Origin of the sequence: Gilliamella sp. Gris3-2, from assembly GCF_001690345.1 — a bacterium.
Classification (GTDB): domain Bacteria; phylum Pseudomonadota; class Gammaproteobacteria; order Enterobacterales; family Orbaceae; genus Gilliamella; species Gilliamella bombi.
In genome coordinates this window covers 131,230-149,096 of the sequence record NZ_LZHB01000069.1, presented here as the reverse complement: position 1 = coordinate 149,096, position 17,867 = coordinate 131,230, and the positions used below count along the sequence as shown (strand labels likewise).

The window sequence follows — 17,867 nt, the reverse complement described above, 5'->3', positions numbered from 1 at the left end:
TTTGAAAAAGCCCAAAATTACAAAAAAACAGATCATCACTCAATTGATTCTACTAACAATAATAGGTTTATCTGTTTGTTTATTTCTATCGCAATTCAGTTACGATCCATCCGATCCCGGTTGGTCTCGTACAGCTTGGCACTATCCTATTAGTAATTTTGGTGGTTATGTTGGTGCATACATCTGTGACGTTCTGTTTCAATTTTTAGGCTTTATTGCTTATAGCCTACCTTTTATCGCTATTTTTATTTGTTTACAGTCAATCGTTTATTTTTATAAACATGCTAATGATCCTATAAACTACTTTAGTCTTTCATTTCGGATTATTGGTGTGTTAGCATTTATATTTAGTGCTACAGGATTTTTTACTTTAAATATTGCTGATTCTGAACAATTTGAAGCAGGCGGTTATTTAGGTGCGATAGTCATCGAAAGCCTTTTACCAATTATAGATAGCATTACTTTATCCTTAATTCTTCTTGGAACTTGCTTGGCCTGTGTCACATTATTAACTGGATTATCATGGTTAAATCTAATTGAAAAATTAGGTGCTTTTGTCATGATTTTACTACTACCGATCAGATGGTTAATTAAGCCTCGCACAGCCAATAAACTTAAACAACCAGATCCACAAAATGAAAAACCAATAGCGCAGACTGGTGAGGAAATAAAAGAGCCTCAATTTACAATACCTTTTGATACAAAACTAGATAAAAAATCAGATGATGATATCAATATCATTCCAACATCAAATGCTATCTCTAGTGCTGAAACAATTCAAAATCAGACTGCAAATACCATCATATCGGCTGACGATAAAACAATCTCAATAAAAACAACCGATGAATTAATCAATTCATCCCACAAAGATACTCAAGTACCGCAGTCAACAACAGCGCCCCTAACAAGTGATAATCCACCAAATAAAGAGCTCGATCCTAACGAGATTTTATCTCGCCTTGAATCAATTATTCAAAACATGAATGGAAACAAAGCTACTCCAGAGCAAGAGCAAACCTTGTCTTCATCAATAGAACAAATAAAACAGGTAATACAAACACAAAAATCAGAAGAAAAACTACCATTTGATGAATCAGAAAAATACACAATTTCAGATGCACCAAGTAAACCACTGTTTACATCAGTACACAACGAACCCAAAATTAATTTTACTAATGAACAAACACCGTTTGAATCATCCATCAACCTTTCAGCTATAGAAACAACTGAAACCAAACAACCATTTATTCAAGAACCACAGGTTATTACAAGTACAAAAGACACTGCATCTATAGAAGATACAAAAAACATAACAGATACAGAGACTGAAACTGAAATAAAAGAAGTGAAAGCAGACGTAGAGCAACTAGAATATGTTGATACTGAAGCACTAAAAAAAGCAAATCCAATTATTGACGATATCTATCCTGAAGAAGATCGTGTTGAAGATATTCAACATAATCATTTCAATGAAAATGACGAAGATAGCTTAATTCATCCGTTATTAAGACGTAATGATAAACCGTTACCTAAACCGACTACGCCACTACCGTCACTGAACTTATTAACTACGCCACCAACAGCTCGAATCGAAGTCGATCATAGTGCCTTAAACGCAATGTCGGAACTGATTGAAAAAAGTTTATCGGATTATCGAGTGAAGGCAAAAGTGGTTGATTATTTACCGGGACCTGTGATTACTCGATTTGAAATTGAACTTGCACCAGGTATCAAAGCGGCACGAATTTCAACGCTAGATCGTGACTTAGCACGATCATTATCAATGCCATCGGTTCGTGTAGTTGAAGTTATTCCGGGAAAACCTTATGTAGGTATTGAATTGCCCAATAAAAATCGTCAAACCGTCTATTTTAGAGAAGTCTTAGACAGCCCTCAATTTAAAGATGCTCAATCGCCGTTAACTGTCGTATTAGGGAAAGATATTGCTGGGCAATCAGTGGTTGCTGATCTTGCTAAAATGCCTCATTTACTTGTTGCTGGTACTACTGGCTCGGGTAAATCAGTTGGTGTTAATGCGATGATTTTAAGCATTTTATATAAATCGCAACCTGAAGATGTCAGGTTTATTATGATTGATCCCAAAATGCTAGAGTTATCTATTTATGAAGGAATACCACATTTATTAACACAAGTGGTTACTGATATGAAAGATGCCGCTAATGCATTAAATTGGTGTGTTAACGAAATGGAACGACGCTATCGTCTAATGTCAGCATTAGGTGTGCGTAATATTGCTGGTTATAACGAAAAAATAAAACTAGCAGAACAAATGGGCAGACCAATTCCCGATCCACTTTGGAAACCAACTGATAGTATGGATCTTAATATGCCGACACTCGAAAAATTACCCTATATTGTGGTCATGGTCGATGAGTTTGCTGATTTGATTATGGCTGTCGGTAAAAAAGTCGAAGAACTAATTGCACGGCTTGCTCAAAAAGCGCGAGCAGCAGGTATTCATCTAGTTTTAGCCACACAACGTCCATCGGTGGATGTCATTACGGGCTTAATCAAAGCGAATATACCAACTCGTATCGCTTTTACAGTATCAAGCAAAATTGATTCTCGCACTATTTTAGATCAAATGGGAGCAGAATCATTACTTGGTATGGGGGATATGCTTTATTTAGCCCCTAATAGCTCCATTCCAATTCGTGTTCACGGTGCATTTGTGCGTGATGAAGAAGTGCACGCCGTTGTGCAAGATTGGAAAGCACGTGGCACACCAAAATACGTTGAAAATGTCACAGTTGCGACCGATGATAGCGAAAATGGCAATTCCAACTCGTCAGATGAAGAACTCGATCCATTATTTGACCAAGTTGTTGCTTTTGTCATAGAAACACGAAGAGCTTCTATCTCTAGCGTACAACGAAAATTTAGAATTGGCTACAACCGAGCAGCCCGAATTGTCGAACAAATGGAAGTAGAAGGCATTATTAGCGCCCCAAGCCATAATGGAAATCGGGAAGTACTAGCTGTATCAACACATAATGATTATTAGTTTTATCACACACCAATCCATTTAAAAGAGTGGCTTGGTGTTTACATCATAGCATCATGCAAATTAATTAAATCGAATCCCTATAGGTAACCAATAGTAATGAGTGATTATTCTCAGCAAGTAGCATTATTAGAATTACAACTCAATAATGACCCTAACCGATGTTTACCTGCGCAATTAGCAACTAAAGCATTAATCAAAGAAATTTGCTTATCACCAAAACCCGGATTAGTTGATATGAATAATAGTGGTGCACATCGTGATATGGATTTCCAAACCTTTATTCAAAGTATTAGTGCTATTTGTGTCTGGTTTGAACGTTTCTACCAATATGGTAAAATATCAGCTTTGCATAAAAATCAACTTTTTTTAGCTGGCATTAGACCAATTGGTATTAATTGCGAACAAGCGATGTTTAAAGCCACCAATCAAGTTAATACTCATAAAGGCGGGATATTTGCCTTTGGTTTGCTGCTCGGCGCTATTGGCAAGTTAGAGCAATTAAACTTACCAATCAATATACAAAGCATTTGTAACGAAGTTTCATCCATTTGCCAAGGCATTGTTCAAAGCGAGCTAAAACAAAATAATCTAACAAATTCTGTTGGTGAAAAGCTATTTAAACTCCATAACCTTACAGGAGCAAGAGGAGAAGCAGAATCAGGTTATGCAACAGTTAGAAATATCTCACTGCCTATCTTTCAACAAATGCAAAAGAACGGCTATGATGAAGAAACTTGCTTATTACAAGCGATGTTACATTTACTTGCTTTTAATCAAGACACTAATGTAGTTTCACGAGGTGGACTTGATGGTTTGACCTTTGTCCAAGAACAAGCGAAAAAACTCATCAAACAAGGTGGCGTAATCAATCCCAAAGTAAGAGAAAATTTATATCATCTTGATAGTGAATTAATAAAACGTAATTTAAGCCCTGGCGGATCAGCGGATTTAATTGCGATTACTTGGTTTTTGTCTCAATATAATGGATAAAACAAGACAATAAAAAGATAAGATTTATTGATATAAAAAGTAATTAAAAATAACAGAATTTAATATTTAACACTATTCTCCAATTAATTTTGGGGCTTTAATATCAGCCCCAATTAATATAACCAAAGATGAGTAATAATTATTGATTAATAAAATAACTCACCTTATGTGCTTCAGTCGGTAATGGAACTTCCCATTTATTTAATAACCGCTGAATTGCTTTATTTGGCAACGTAGTATCTCGTGCCGAATTACGGCGATACAACTCTTTTTCTGGTTGTTCAAGATAGACAATTTCCACATTCGCATGATAAGCATAAAGCAAATCGAGTGCTTTTTGACGCATTTCTTGCGATAAGTGGGTCGCATTCCAAATAAAAGGTTGTTTTGTTCTTAACCACTGTTTAACCTTTGCTAACACAAACTGAATAACCAGCCCTTCGCTTTCACCGTGCTTTAGTTTTAGCTCAGATCTAGCATCATCATAAGAAGCAACATCCCATGTTGGATAATGTTTACTCACCCAACTATTTTTACCCGATGCAGGTAAACCAGCTAGCATAATCACCTTAGATCCTTCTTGAGGATATAATGCATAATCGGGTAATACATTACTACCTCGAAAATATTCGATACGAGTATAATCATCAACAAATTGGCGAGGTTGATATAAACACCCTTCTTCAAGTGCCAATTGCCTAAAGAGTTCAACTTCATCAAGCGCTCGGCGTTTATCAGCACAAATACGACCTTCCATATCTGCTTTAGCTTGCAAACACAACATCCAAATAGACAATTGCCACGATAAGCGGTGAATTAAATATTCGGGTGATTTATTTCTTACACCATCACTTAAAGCAAAAAAAGGCACTTGATGTACACTAATGATTCGGCAGATTTGTTCCCGCAAATCAAATGGCACCCCCATTCGCCATAATAATATACGACTACGGATCTCGCCTTTTTTGGAATGCCTTGGTTGTGTAATTTTACCTGTCAACTCATCTATGACGGTGGTTTCTGGCTTAGCGATATCATGTAATAAAGCAGTCATAAATAATACAAACTGCTCATCTTCTGTTGCGTTGGTAAACTCTTCTTGCGTTAATAATGCACGCACAACCATTTGCGTATGAACCCAAACGTTCCCCTCTCCATGATGTGAGGGATCTTGTGGCGTTATTATCAAACTATTCAATTCAGGAATACAGGTTAACCATGGGCTAAAATCATCTGTTGCCAACGTACTTGCTATTTGTTGTTTTAGTAATTGGTAATTCATAATTTACCCCCGTTTAGGCATCCATTATTCCAATTCACTGTTAATTGAGGTGTATATAACTCAACACCTTGAGCCAATTGGTTTGGAATAAAAGGCTGTTCACTATGATGTTGCCCTGCATCTAAAATCGCCTGAACAAAATCCTGCCTAACCCATTTTAATCGATCAATGGTTTGTTCTTCCGATTCGATTTTAAGATATAACCCTTCCATCAAGTCAGAGTTATCGCATTGTTGCCAAGCTTTGCTTAAGTCAAGCTTTTCACGCATCACGATTTGTTCAAAGCAAGTACGCCAATTAGCGGTTTTAGCCAAAGATGGTTTGACTAACGCCAATAAATCGCTCAATTTAGAAGGTGCAATTCCTGCAAATAACACAGGCACCGATAAAACAGGACCACCAGCTAATAATTGATGTCGCTTTAGGGTAGATAAAAAACAGTTTTGTTGTCTATCCCAAATATCAAACTCACAAAAATAGTGCGGTAAAGCATCATAAAAAATAGCATGTTTTTTGTGTAACCATTCACCATAAAGGATATAGCGATCTTCTAAACGCTCAAGTAACCAACGTTCATGTACCACTGCCCAGTGTTTTAGTAGGTTGAATTGTCGTTCTCTTGCACCACCCAATAAATAGTGTCCTCGTGATTGTAATAATAATTCACCATAAGCCGAAAAACTAATTGCACAATTTGCGCCATCCAGCTTTTCTTCAACAACAATATATTTACCTGCAAGTTGGTTATAAGGACGTTGTCCATGTTCACTATCACCAACCTGTAGGCGTGAGCTTTCTAGGTGCGGTGTTCGTGGATATTTAATTAATTCTAAATTTTGAATATAAGATTCCATTGTCATAATGTTTTCTCCAAAAAAATAAGGGAAAACCGACAAGGCAAAAATCTATAGATTGAATTGCAACGAAGGGGCTTAGATAATACTAAGCAAAAGACAATATGATAGAAGATACCAAGTCGGCATTAAGATAAAGTGTTAACTACAGGCATTTTGCCACCTCGCTATAATAAAAAATTCAGGTTAAAAAAACGGCGCTATTATCAACAGTTGCTCATGCTTTGTCAAGTTTAATTATAATAAATAATCATTTATGGAAATAACTAATTATAAATTATTTGTTTTTGCAAAAAATACAAATAAAATCAACACTCTAACTGACTATTTTTGCTACAGCCCTTTATCAGCTCTGGGCTTATTCTAATGCTAGATTAATGACTATATTAACCTTTAAGTGTTGTGAAAAATCGAAATGTTTTTCTATAAAACAGCTTAGATATTCAATTGATTTTATTAAATTTTTATTGGTTATTTTTTAATGGAATTAAATAATTATAGTCCGTTTTTGGGGATTTTGTATTTAAGTAAAGTCTATGTGGATGAGGTTAAGTTTCGGACGTTTTAACCTTTGGGAAAATAAATAACGCTAGAGTCAACATCCGAAACATTACCGAACAAATTACATTTAAAACTTACCCTTTTAATGCCAACCATGCCTATGCGTAGTCGGTCGGGAGCATTTTTTGACTTTCAGTCATTAATGCAGTCATACCTGCTCAGCGTCCAACTGAGCGGGGGCTTTATTCTTTTTTATATTATCCTCTCAAGCACCATAACCACCCCCTCGCCCTAAGGATTAAGAACTAAACGCTAAGAACTAAGGTGCGGTGCAAACAGCATAACCGCTTTCGGAAACATTGTCGGTAAAGACAGAGCCATCGTACGTGTAGACATAGACCCCATTTCCACCTACTACGTCGCTCGTCCAATAGTTGAAGCTGGCGAAGCCCACATCAGCGTAGTGGGACATGTAGCCCCACTCCGTGAAAAATCCAGCACCTATGTGACGCCTGAAAACATTATTACCAGAAGACGGCGTGGCGCCTACTGTACCTCGACAATAACGTCCTGAATTCCAACCAGAACAAACCGCGTTGGTTAAATCCCTTACCCGTGGCATACGATAACCCAAACTATTACACCATGCTGTTTGATTAGAAGCGCTAGCGGTTTGAAGCCCCCGATTGACGAACCACTGCCTCAACACAAATCCATAACGAACCTCATTACCCCGACCATCACTACCGACCAACTCAAAGTCCTGTGGCAAAGATGGACTTGTAAGTGGACTTGGATTACTTGAATTTAACTGAGTACTATCAGCCCTAGGACCACTCAACGTTACCCGTGCGACAACTTTTCCTCTATCAACACCAGGAATCCAACTATCATTAGCTACTACACTTGTCACCGTAGCCGTTATTCCACCATGTGTGACCGGAGACCATGTCAACTGACTTCCATCCACCCCACCTATAAGCAAATCAAAATACAATCCATCAGCACCTGTAGTTGGAAAGTTTAATTCGTAAGATGATGGGCTTGTTGATTGAGTTAAGAAGCCCTTGTCAGGATTCCATATGTTAGCGGGGCCTGCAAAGCGGGGGGAGTCGTAAGAATCAATGCCAGTTGTTCCACCATACAACAAATTCGGCCTGACCGAACAAATACCTGCATAATCATATGGATTAATATAATAATCCACCGTTGCGCCACTAAAACTACTACTCCTTGGCACCCCATACTGCGTGCTTAATGTGCCACCTGTACTTGTTAAAGTTACCTTATAAGGTGCACTACATATACTTAATGCATCACTGCGATTAACCGTATTACCGTTTTTATCGGTAAACGCCACCGATATACTCCCCGATGCCGTTACTCCACCTACTCCCTGTCCATCCCCATCATCATCGCCCCATTTACCTTGGGTCACTAAATCATTTATATTTATTGAGTCGCTTGATGGCGGGACTATCATTTCAATATCAGCCAAAGTATCCCCTATATTCGGTAACTTGATTGGCGCTGTCGGTGATGAAGAATTATTTTGCGATGTAAATGTTCGACCATCTGATAACTTAATACCTAATAATTCCCTTATTTCAGTCACTTTAGTAACACCGCCATCAAAGGTTAAATAAGGCGCAGTACCATGAATGCGCTCAGAAGTCGTGGCCGATAATGCCTGCGATTCTAAAGAGTACGGCAATAACAACAACGGCGCTAATGCCAATGGGATTTTTGAAAATAGTTTTGTGGATAATTTCGAAAATAATTCGAGAAATAATTTGGAAGGTATAAATAAGTTTCGAGTAAAAACTTGTCGAATAGGATTATTTGATAAATTTAAGACATAGGTTTGCCAGTGCCTTGTGCCTAAAATAAAATGGTACTGCATTTCGTTTCACCTGTCAAGTAATATTTTGTTTTATTTGAATTTTTATGTTTATTCGCTTATTTAATAAGCTCACCTTTCTAAAGCGATGAAAGTATAGCCGTTTAAGGGATGATTGACTAGTTTTTTGGCGGACTTTTTTGTAAAGAAATGTAAAGATGAAAACGATTCGGTTTTATAGATAGGTTAATTTTATAATTAAAATAGGGTGTTATGTTTCCGTCATTTTGAGATTTGGTGAAATTATTAATATCTACACCTACATTCCAGCTCACCCTATTTAGTGGAATAACCTCGCTTAGCTATTGGCACATTTAAATCCCATGGTAAAGCGAGTATATTAATCTTGTGGTATTGTTAGATTTTTTGCTCTAAAAACGTTCAGGTAGAGCATTGATTTTATTGAAGTTTTTTATTTCGCTTTTTTAATTAAATCAGACAGTTATAGAGGACAGTGGTATTGTTTGAAGTAGTGGTTTTAAATATTTCTCCCTTTTGGGGAAATGAGTAGTATCGGTGGTAACATCCGATCCAAACATCCTTGTTTGGCGTACTACCTTACTCAGTTGCTGCGTATTCTAACGCCAAAATAAGGTAGATATAGGTATTTGGTTGTTATATAAGCTGTTTTTTCCTTTGTTACTAGTACCAATAACTAAAAAAAACTCAAATAGGTATGTTTTCAAAGCTAGTATTTTATCTGAAACAGATAAAATACTATTTCCCTAAACGTTTATATAGCCTTTCTGGTCGTCCAATTTTTCCATGATTAAGTTCGACTGTTAATAATTTGATTTGTACACAATATTCTAAATATCGCCTAGCGGTCGTTTTGCTAATATTGGCTTTTTCGACTATTTCGTCAACAGTGAGTGCTTTATCGGTTTGCATAAATAAGTCTTTGACTTTTTGTAGCGTGATTTCTTCAATCCCTTTGGAGTGGCGGTTCATATCAACAAAATCTTTAGTTTGCAAATTGAAAAGTTCGTCTATTTTTCGTTGATTGACATGTTTTTGTAGGCTTTGTCGGTATAAAAATAGTTCAAAACGCTCAAGCGAGTGTTTTAGCCTTTGGTAAGATACGGGCTTTATTAAGTAGTCAAAAGCGCCATAACGAATCGCTTTACTACAAGTATCCATATCACTTGCGGCTGTAATAAAAATAACATAGCAATCTAGATGATTATTTATGATGTATTCAAATAATTCTATTCCTTTGCCGTCAGGTAAATAATTATCGAGTAATATTAAAGTCGGTTTTAGTTTTTCTACCATTATTTTAGCTTCTTCTAGTGTTGAAGCTATTCCAATTACTTTAACCTTTGTATCTTTTTGAATAAACTCTGCATTTAGTTCTGCTAAAATTGGCTCATCTTCAACAATAAGCACTTTGATATTATCTTCTTGAAATTGATTCATATAATTGCCTTTTTATTATTTAGGTATAAATACAGAAAAAATTGTTCCATAAGGGGTATTATCTTCAAATGTAATATAACCATTGGCCTTTTTTATATAGGTCGAAACAAGGTGTAAACCAATACCGTGTTCTTTACCTTCTTGCGATGTGACGCCAGGTTCGAAAATTGAATCGCGAATATTTTCATCAATGCCACAGCCTTGATCAGTTACCTCTAATACAACTTCATTTGTTGAGTCGCTTAGATAGAGATAAATGGTTTTATCACCACGATCATTTTTTAAGCTAGCATTAAAAGCATTATCAAGCAAATTTCCTAAAATTGACATAAATTCTATTTCGGTGATAAGTGAAGGTAATGCATTTAATTGGCATGCTGGATCAAATACTAGATTTAAGCCAATTTCGTGTGCTTTTGAATATTTGCCAATTAATAAACCACATATAGCCGGCACATTAAAATGTTTGGTAATAAAGTCTAAATTACTTTGGTTATCGGCAGAATGCAATGCAATAAATGATTGCGCTTCATCATACCGTTTCATATATATTAAACCTGATAGCGTTGCTAACCAGTTAAGATGTTCATGCCTTAATGTGCGTAAATTATCGACATATTGCGTTACTTGCGTTAATTGCATACTTAATACATTAATATCATCAAAATTGCGAAAAGTAATTACCCAGCCTTGAATTTTATCATCAATAACCACTCGAACTCGGCTGGCAATAACAATCATGTTATTGAAATAGCATATATGATCGTGTATGTCTTCAGTTTGATTTTCTTTTTTGTAGATAAAGTCACTTGAGGTGATAAATTCGCTTAAATCATGTTTATGTAACTCGTCATCATTTATCTTAATATCTAACATTGTGCGAGCAGATTGATTAATATTGATAATTTTATAATTAAGATCAATGGCGATAACACCTTCAAAAATCGATTCCATGATCGACTTTTGGCTTTTTACCAGTAGTGCGATTGCTTTAGGCTCTAAATTGAACATCTGTTTTTTAATTGCTTTTGAAAAACAGTATGAAAAGATAAATAATGCTAAGAATAACAAGGAACAAAAAATGATAAACGGTATAAACTGTTTTATATGCAATGCATAAATACCATCAATCATATAACCGACCGAGACTATACCAATAATCTTACCGTTTTCAATAATTGGAGCTTTCCCCCTTAATGCTAGACCAAGAGAACCCTCACTAATAGTGATGCTACTATTACCGTTAAGAACCTCTTGATTATCCCCTCCTACCATGGGGGAATGTAAAGGGCTATTAGCTGTATGAAATAAACGGTTAGCATTAGCATCGCCAATAACAATATAGCTTGCATCACTTTGTTTAAATATATCTGTGATTAAATTAGCTATTTTATTTGTGTCTTTATCTTTGACATATTCAATTAAACTTGGTAAAACAGATAACTCTTTTGCTTGAATTTGCGCTTTTTCGCCCAAACTTCGATACAAATTTGTTTCAGTTGTGTTCCAAATATAGCTTTGTAATAGCGCAAGAACAATCAACGAAAAAAACAAAAGCGATAAAAAAAGCTTTGTGGTAAACGATAAGTGGATTTTTCTTCGCATTTTTGTATTTTCTTTTCAAATTAAGTTCAAATAAGTGTATCACAGCATAAAAAAACATATATCCTTTAAAACCATAAAAACCACAGTTAATTTATGATTTATATCACAAAAATTTCATTAATTTTTTGTAAATATACCCGCCAATAATTTTGAATAAATCAACTTATTTTGGAGAAAAAAATTAATGGTGAATTTTAACTCATCTGAGAAAAACATTAATGGAAAAGAATCAACGGGTAAGACTGTTACAGAAAATCTAACAGGTTGGCCATATAATTGGTGGCGTCTGATGGATAACTACAAAATTGGTGTTATCCCACTTCCATTATTTATTATCGCAGGTATTCTTATTTTCGCTGAAGTGTTAGTAACAGGTAAATTACCTAGCGAAATCGTTGTAATGGTAGTTACTTGTGCTTTTTTTGGTTTTCTATGTGGCGAAATTGGTAAACGTTTGCCGATCGTTGGAAAAATGGGAGCTGCCGCAATTTGTGCAACCTTTATTCCTTCTGCATTAGTTTATTATGGTATTCTTCCTGAACCAGTCGTTGTTGCAACAAAAAAATTCTATAAAGATACACATATTCTTTATTTATATATCTGTTGTATCATCGTGGGTAGTATTATGAATATGGATAAGAAAACACTTATCCAAGGATTCTTAAAAATCTTCGGCCCAATGGTATGTGGTGAAATCGTTGGTATGCTTGTTGGTGTCGGCGTTGGTTATTTACTTGGTTTAACACCATTTGAAACATTTTTCTTCTTAGTATTACCTATTATGGCTGGTGGTGTTGGTGAAGGTGCAATTCCACTTTCAATCGGGTACGCTTCAATCTTAGGTATGGAACAAGGTGATGCGCTTGGTCGTGTTTTACCAATCGTAATGTTAGGTGGTTTAACTGGTATTATTTGTGGTGGTATTTTAAATCGTATTGGTAAAGCTTATCCGCACTTAACTGGTAACGGTCGACTATTACCAGCAGATGATGAAGTTGCTGATAAAAAAGCAGCTAAAACTGAATCGATTATTGATGTAACTACATTCGCTTCAGGTGTATTATTAGCAGCTATTCTTTATATGGTTGGTATGATTGGTCACAAAGTGACTGGTATTCCAGCACCAGTAGGAATGCTATTTGCAGCAGTTTTTGTTAAATTAGTATCTGGTGTTTCACCTAAAGTATTAAGTGGGTCACAAGTTGTTTATAAATTTTTCCAAACGTCTGTTACTTACCCAATTTTATTTGCGGTGGGTGTTGCTATCACTCCTTGGGAAAAAATTGTAGATGCATTCACAATCACAAACCTAATTGTTATTGTTTGTACAGTTGTTAGTTTGGTTACTACTGGTTTCTTTGTTGCTAAAAAACTTGGTATGTATCCTGTTGATGCTGCTGTTATTTCTTGTTGTCAAAGTGGTCAAGGCGGAACTGGTGACGTGGCAATCTTAACTGCTGCAGAACGTATGGAACTTATGCCGTTTGCACAAATTGCAACTCGTATTGGTGGTGCAATTAATGTATCAGTATCATTACTTATTCTCGGCAATTTCTTAGTATAGATTTTACATATTAAATAACAACCTTGGTTTATACTAAGGTTGTTCATTTTTATTTAATATTTACAATTAACAAAATAGCTTTTAAGGAGTTTTCATGAAGCTTGTCAGTTATCTTGTCTCTGGTAGAGCAAGTTTTGGTCTTCTTACTCACAACGGTATTGTTGATTTAAAGCAAAAATTAGGTGATAAATATGCCGATTTAAAATCACTACTTGCCGATAAAGAAGGACTATCTATTGCCAAAACCTACCTTAATGCCCCAAGTGACATTGATGAACAAGACATTACTTATTTACCCGTTATTCCAAATCCAAATAAAATCTTGTGTGTTGGTATGAACTATGCCGAAAAACGAGCAGAATTTAATGAAACCAGTTCAGCACCAACGCTTTTTGTTCGTTTCCCTGATTCTCAAACAGGTCATAAAACCAACATTATTAAACCAGCTATTACTAATGAGTTGGATTATGAAGGAGAATTAGCTATTATTATAGGTAAAGCTGGTTTTCGCATTAAGCAAGAAGATGCGTTATCATATGTAGCTGGCTATAGCTGTTATATGGATGGTTCTATTCGCGACTGGCAATATACTTGGTTTACCGCAGGTAAAAACTGGCCTAGCACTGGTGCTTTCGGTCCATGTATTACAACAAGCGATGAAATTCCTGATCCAAAAGTATTATCTTTAACTACTTATTTAAATGGCGAACAAATGCAACATGATTCAGTTAAAAATCTTGTGCATACTGTGCCTGAATTAATTTCTTATATTAGTACTTTTACACGTTTATCTCCAGGTGATGTTATTCTTACTGGATCACCAGGTGGAGTTGGTAAAAAACGTAATCCTCCAGTATTTATGAAAGATGGCGATACAATTGAAGTCGAAATTACAGGAATTGGTCGACTAACTAATTATGTAGTAGCTGAATAGAGGTAAATTTATGTACGATTTAGTTGATTATGCCGTTGTTGATATTTCTAAAGCAGAACAAGATTATAAAGAAGTTAAACAGTTGCTATCTCGCTCTGATCTTGATCTGGATTCACAAGTTACTGTTTTTATGGTAGCTAAAATCAATGAACAAATTATTGCTTGTGCAGGTATTGATCGCAATATTATTAAATGTGTTGCTATTGATCCTAATTATCGTGGCAATCAACTAAATCTAACCTTGATGGATCATGCAATAAAATATGCCAATGAAAACGGCTATTTTCATCTTTTTCTATATACAAAACCCGAAAATATAGATTTTTTTAAGGGATGTGGGTTTTATCCTATTGTTGAAATAACAGATCTTGTTGTCCTAATGGAAAACAATCCAGTTGGAATAAGGCAATATTGTAAACAACTAAGCACGCAACAAAAAGAAGGGAGCAAAATTGGTAGCATTGTTATGAATGCTAATCCTTTCACTAAAGGCCATCAATATCTTATTCAATATGCTGCAAGTCAATGTGATTGGTTGCATGTTTTTGTTGTCAATGAAAATGCATCGCTATTTTCATTTGATACACGTTTGAAGTTAGTTAAAGATGGTACTAAACAGATACAAAATGTGACGGTACATGCAAGTTCTCCTTATATTATTTCAAGAGCAACATTTCCAACTTATTTTCTAAAAGATAAGACAAAAATCGATCAGGCCTATATGGGTATCGATCTGCTTATATTCCGAAATTATATTGCTCCAGCGCTTAATATTAACTATCGATTTGTTGGAACTGAACCCTATGACGAAGTAACGAAGGCTTATAATGAAGCGATGTCTTATTGGCTTGAAGATAAAGCAGTTAGTAATCACTCCGCAATTACCTTTGTTGAAGTTCAACGAATAACCGAAGGTGATACTATTGTATCAGCTTCATTAGTAAGAAAATTATTGGCATCAGGGCAGTATGAAGAGGTAAAAAAACTAGTTCCATCTACTACATGGGATTACCTTTCAGCTAATTTGGATAAATTTAAAATTTAATACGTTTTAAAAGGTAAAAAAATGAAAATACAAAAAGAAGCCATGGCGGGGACTCTTGAATCTAGCGATTTGTTAGTCAAAGTCATGCCAAACACGGGAATTGAAATTGTTATTAATAGTGATGTTAATAAACAATTTGGCGATCAAATCCGTGCGGTTGTTAATCAAACTTTAAATGAGCTTAATGTAACCGACGGTTTAATCATTATTGATGATAAAGGTGCACTTGATTGCGCTATTAAAGCTAGAGTTCAATGTGCAGTTTTACGTGGCGCAGAAGAAGAAAACTTAGATTGGAGTAAATTACTATGAAAAAATTACGTCGAAGTATGCTATTTCTTCCAGGTGCAAACGCCGCTATGTTATCAACTTCGTTTGTTTATAAGCCTGATTCAATCATGTTCGATCTTGAAGATGCCGTTTCAATTAAGGAAAAAGATTCAGCACGTTTATTAGTTGCACAAACTTTACTTCTTCCTGTTTATAAAGAGCACGGGATTGAAACAGTAGTACGAATCAACGCACTTGATACTCCATTTGGTTTAAAAGACCTTGAAGCAGTTGTAAGAGCGGGTGTTGATGTAGTACGTTTACCAATGACTAACTGTGCTGAAGATATTCATGAGTTAGAAGCCCATGTTGAAAGAATCGAAAAAGAGTGTGGGCGTGAAGTTGGTAGCACTAAATTAATGGCTGCAATCGAATCTGCTCAAGGTGTTGTTAATGCCGTTTCTATCGCTAAATCTTCTCCACGTTTAATCGGTATTGCGCTAGCTGCATTTGACTATCTTGTTGATATGCAAACTGAACGTGGCGATGGTACAGAATTATTCTATGCTCGCTGTGCAGTATTGCATGCAGCACGTGTGGCTAAAATTGATGCTTTTGACGTTGTTTACTCTAATGTTAATGATGATGAAGGTTTCTTGAAAGAAGTCAGCTTAATCAAAAAATTAGGTTACAACGGTAAATCGCTCATTAATCCTAGACAAATTGACCTGCTCCACAATGCTTATGCTCCAACAGCAGCTGAAGTTGAACATGCTCAAAAAGTAGTTGAAGCAGCAGAAGAAGGAGAAAGAAAAGGCCTTGGCGTTATTTCTCTAAATGGCAAAATGATTGATGCACCGATTATTGCTCGAGCTAGAAAAGTTATCGAGTTGGCTAAGTATTCTGGTGTACGTAAAGAAATTTGATAGGATTGAAAAATGACTACTTCTATAAACAAAAAAATTGATGATTTGCTTAAACAGCACCCTGATCTCAAGAATATTAAGCCTTTTGTTGATGCTAACGCAACAACTCCATATTTAAAAGATGAGTCTAAATACACGCGTAAATTGTGTGATTCTATTGAGCAAGCAATTAAAAAATGTGAATTGCGTGATGGAATGACTATCTCTTTTCACCATGCATTTCGTGAAGGCGATAAGGTTATCAACAAAGTTGTTGAGACTATCAGTAATTTAGGCATTAAAAATTTGACGCTAGCTTCAAGTTCTTTATTAAGCTGTAACTCAGCGTTAATTCCTCATATCGAATCTGGTGTAATTACTAAAATTTATACCTCTGGTTTACGTGGTAAATTAGCCGATGCGATTTCTCACGGTTTAATGGAAAACCCAGTCCATATCCATTCTCATGGTGGGCGTGTAAAACTGATCCAAAGTGGTGAAATTAACATTGATATCGCATTTTTAGCTGTATCAACCGCTGATGAACAAGGTAACGCTAATGGTGTATCAGGAAAATCACAATGTGGTGCTCTAGGTTATGCTATGGTTGATGCGCAATTTGCTAAAAAAGTTGTACTATTAACTGAGGATATTGTTGGATATCCTAATCATCCAGCAAGTATTCGCCAAGATCAAGTTGATTATATTGTTAAAGTTGATGAAGTGGGTGACCCAACTAAAATTAGTGTGGGCGCAGCGCGTATAACTAGCAATCCACGCGAACTGATGATCGCTCGTTATGCAGCTGATGTTATTGAACACTCTGGTTATTTTAAAGATGGTTTTTCAATCCAAACTGGTTCTGGTGCATCGTCAACTGCAGCAACTCGTTTCCTTGAAAATCGCATGCGTGCGAAAAATATCACTGCATCATTTGCTTTAGGTGGTATTACAGCAAGTATTGTCGATCTTCACGAAAAAGGATTAGTTAAACGTTTATTAGATACTCAAAGTTTTGACGGCACTGCGGGGCAATCTTTAGGTAAAAATAAAGATCATATCGAAGTTTCAACTAATGTTTATGCAAATCCTGCCTCAAAAGGTGCAAGTGTTGATGAGCTTGATATTGTTATTTTAAGTGCGTTAGAAATCGACCTTGATTACAATGTTAATGTATTAACTGGTTCTGACGGTGTAATGCGCGGTGCTTCTGGTGGTCACTGTGATACAGCTGCTGGTGCAAACTTAACAATTGTTGTTGCGCCACTCATTCGTAGCCGTATTCCAACAGTAATTAAAAAGGTAACAACATTAGTTACTCCTGGTGAGAGCGTTGATGTGCTAGTCACTGACCATGGTATTGCTGTTAACCCTAATCGTCCAGAAATTGCTGAACGTTTAAAAGCAGCTAACTTACCAATTATGAGCATTGAAGAGCTTTATCAACGTGCTGTGTCTTTAACTGGTGAACCAAAACCAATCGAATTTAATGATAAAATCGTTGGTATCGTACATTTCCGTGATGGCTCTGTTATTGATGTCGTACGCCAAGTTAAAGATTAATTTTAAT

At 35.8% G+C, this 17,867-nt stretch carries 12 protein-coding genes and 1 pseudogene; 8 read left to right on the top strand and 5 right to left on the bottom strand.

The window, feature by feature from the left end:
* The first annotated feature begins 1 nt into the window (after window position 1).
* Both A9G32_RS13695 and citG read left to right on the top strand, forming a co-directional pair.
* The gene (locus A9G32_RS13695) at window positions 2-3,025 is read left to right on the top strand and encodes a DNA translocase FtsK 4TM domain-containing protein (protein WP_065589431.1); all 3,024 of its coding nucleotides are present in this window, start codon (window positions 2-4) and stop codon (window positions 3,023-3,025) included.
* Between the two features lie 99 nt (window positions 3,026-3,124).
* A complete protein-coding gene (citG, locus tag A9G32_RS09730; RefSeq protein ID WP_065589430.1) occupies window positions 3,125-4,018 on the top strand; it encodes a triphosphoribosyl-dephospho-CoA synthase CitG in 894 nt (297 codons plus the stop codon).
* A gap of 139 nt (window positions 4,019-4,157) precedes the next feature.
* On the opposite strand, the gene A9G32_RS09725 is transcribed toward citG, so the two are convergent.
* The 5 genes from A9G32_RS09725 to A9G32_RS09705 all read right to left on the bottom strand — a co-directional run bounded on the left by A9G32_RS09725 (window position 4,158) and on the right by A9G32_RS09705 (window position 11,579).
* Entirely contained in the window at window positions 4,158-5,300 is a 1,143-nt protein-coding gene (locus A9G32_RS09725; protein ID WP_065589429.1) for an AAA family ATPase, read from the bottom strand.
* Complete coding sequence (locus A9G32_RS09720; RefSeq protein ID WP_176701343.1) at window positions 5,297-6,160, bottom strand: RNA ligase family protein; 864 nt, start codon at window positions 6,158-6,160, stop codon at window positions 5,297-5,299. The genes A9G32_RS09725 and A9G32_RS09720 overlap by 4 nt, the downstream gene beginning before the upstream one ends.
* An 814-nt stretch (window positions 6,161-6,974) precedes the next feature.
* On the bottom strand, window positions 6,975-8,558 hold the full coding sequence (locus A9G32_RS09715) for a hypothetical protein (RefSeq protein WP_065589428.1): 1,584 nt from the start codon (window positions 8,556-8,558) through the stop codon (window positions 6,975-6,977).
* Between the two features lie 714 nt (window positions 8,559-9,272).
* Window positions 9,273-9,974 (bottom strand): response regulator, encoded by a 702-nt coding sequence (locus tag A9G32_RS09710; RefSeq protein WP_034914423.1) that lies wholly within the window; start codon window positions 9,972-9,974, stop codon window positions 9,273-9,275.
* 15 nt (window positions 9,975-9,989) lie between these two features.
* Window positions 9,990-11,579 carry an ATP-binding protein gene (locus A9G32_RS09705; RefSeq protein ID WP_065589427.1) on the bottom strand — a complete coding sequence of 530 codons (1,590 nt, stop codon included), beginning with the start codon at window positions 11,577-11,579 and terminating at the stop codon, window positions 9,990-9,992.
* 277 nt (window positions 11,580-11,856) lie between these two features.
* On the opposite strand from A9G32_RS09705, the pseudogene A9G32_RS09700 reads away from it, so the two are divergent.
* The 6 genes and pseudogenes from A9G32_RS09700 to citF form a co-directional block, all read left to right on the top strand.
* Window positions 11,857-13,143, top strand: a pseudogene (locus tag A9G32_RS09700) (2-hydroxycarboxylate transporter family protein); the annotation flags it as partial.
* A 94-nt stretch (window positions 13,144-13,237) separates the two neighbouring features.
* Complete coding sequence (locus A9G32_RS09695; RefSeq protein WP_065589426.1) at window positions 13,238-14,077, top strand: fumarylacetoacetate hydrolase family protein; 840 nt, start codon at window positions 13,238-13,240, stop codon at window positions 14,075-14,077.
* Between the two features lie 10 nt (window positions 14,078-14,087).
* On the top strand, window positions 14,088-15,122 hold the full coding sequence (gene citC / locus A9G32_RS09690) for a [citrate (pro-3S)-lyase] ligase (RefSeq protein WP_065589425.1): 1,035 nt from the start codon (window positions 14,088-14,090) through the stop codon (window positions 15,120-15,122).
* 21 nt (window positions 15,123-15,143) lie between these two features.
* Complete coding sequence (gene citD / locus A9G32_RS09685) at window positions 15,144-15,434, top strand: citrate lyase acyl carrier protein (protein WP_065589424.1); 291 nt, start codon at window positions 15,144-15,146, stop codon at window positions 15,432-15,434.
* On the top strand, window positions 15,431-16,318 hold the full coding sequence (gene citE, locus A9G32_RS09680; RefSeq protein ID WP_034914409.1) for a citrate (pro-3S)-lyase subunit beta: 888 nt from the start codon (window positions 15,431-15,433) through the stop codon (window positions 16,316-16,318). The genes citD and citE overlap by 4 nt, the downstream gene beginning before the upstream one ends.
* Window positions 16,319-16,330: 12 nt before the next feature.
* Window positions 16,331-17,860, top strand: a complete 1,530-nt coding sequence (gene citF / locus A9G32_RS09675; protein WP_065589423.1) for a citrate lyase subunit alpha — start codon at window positions 16,331-16,333, stop codon at window positions 17,858-17,860.
* Window positions 17,861-17,867 lie beyond the last annotated feature (7 nt).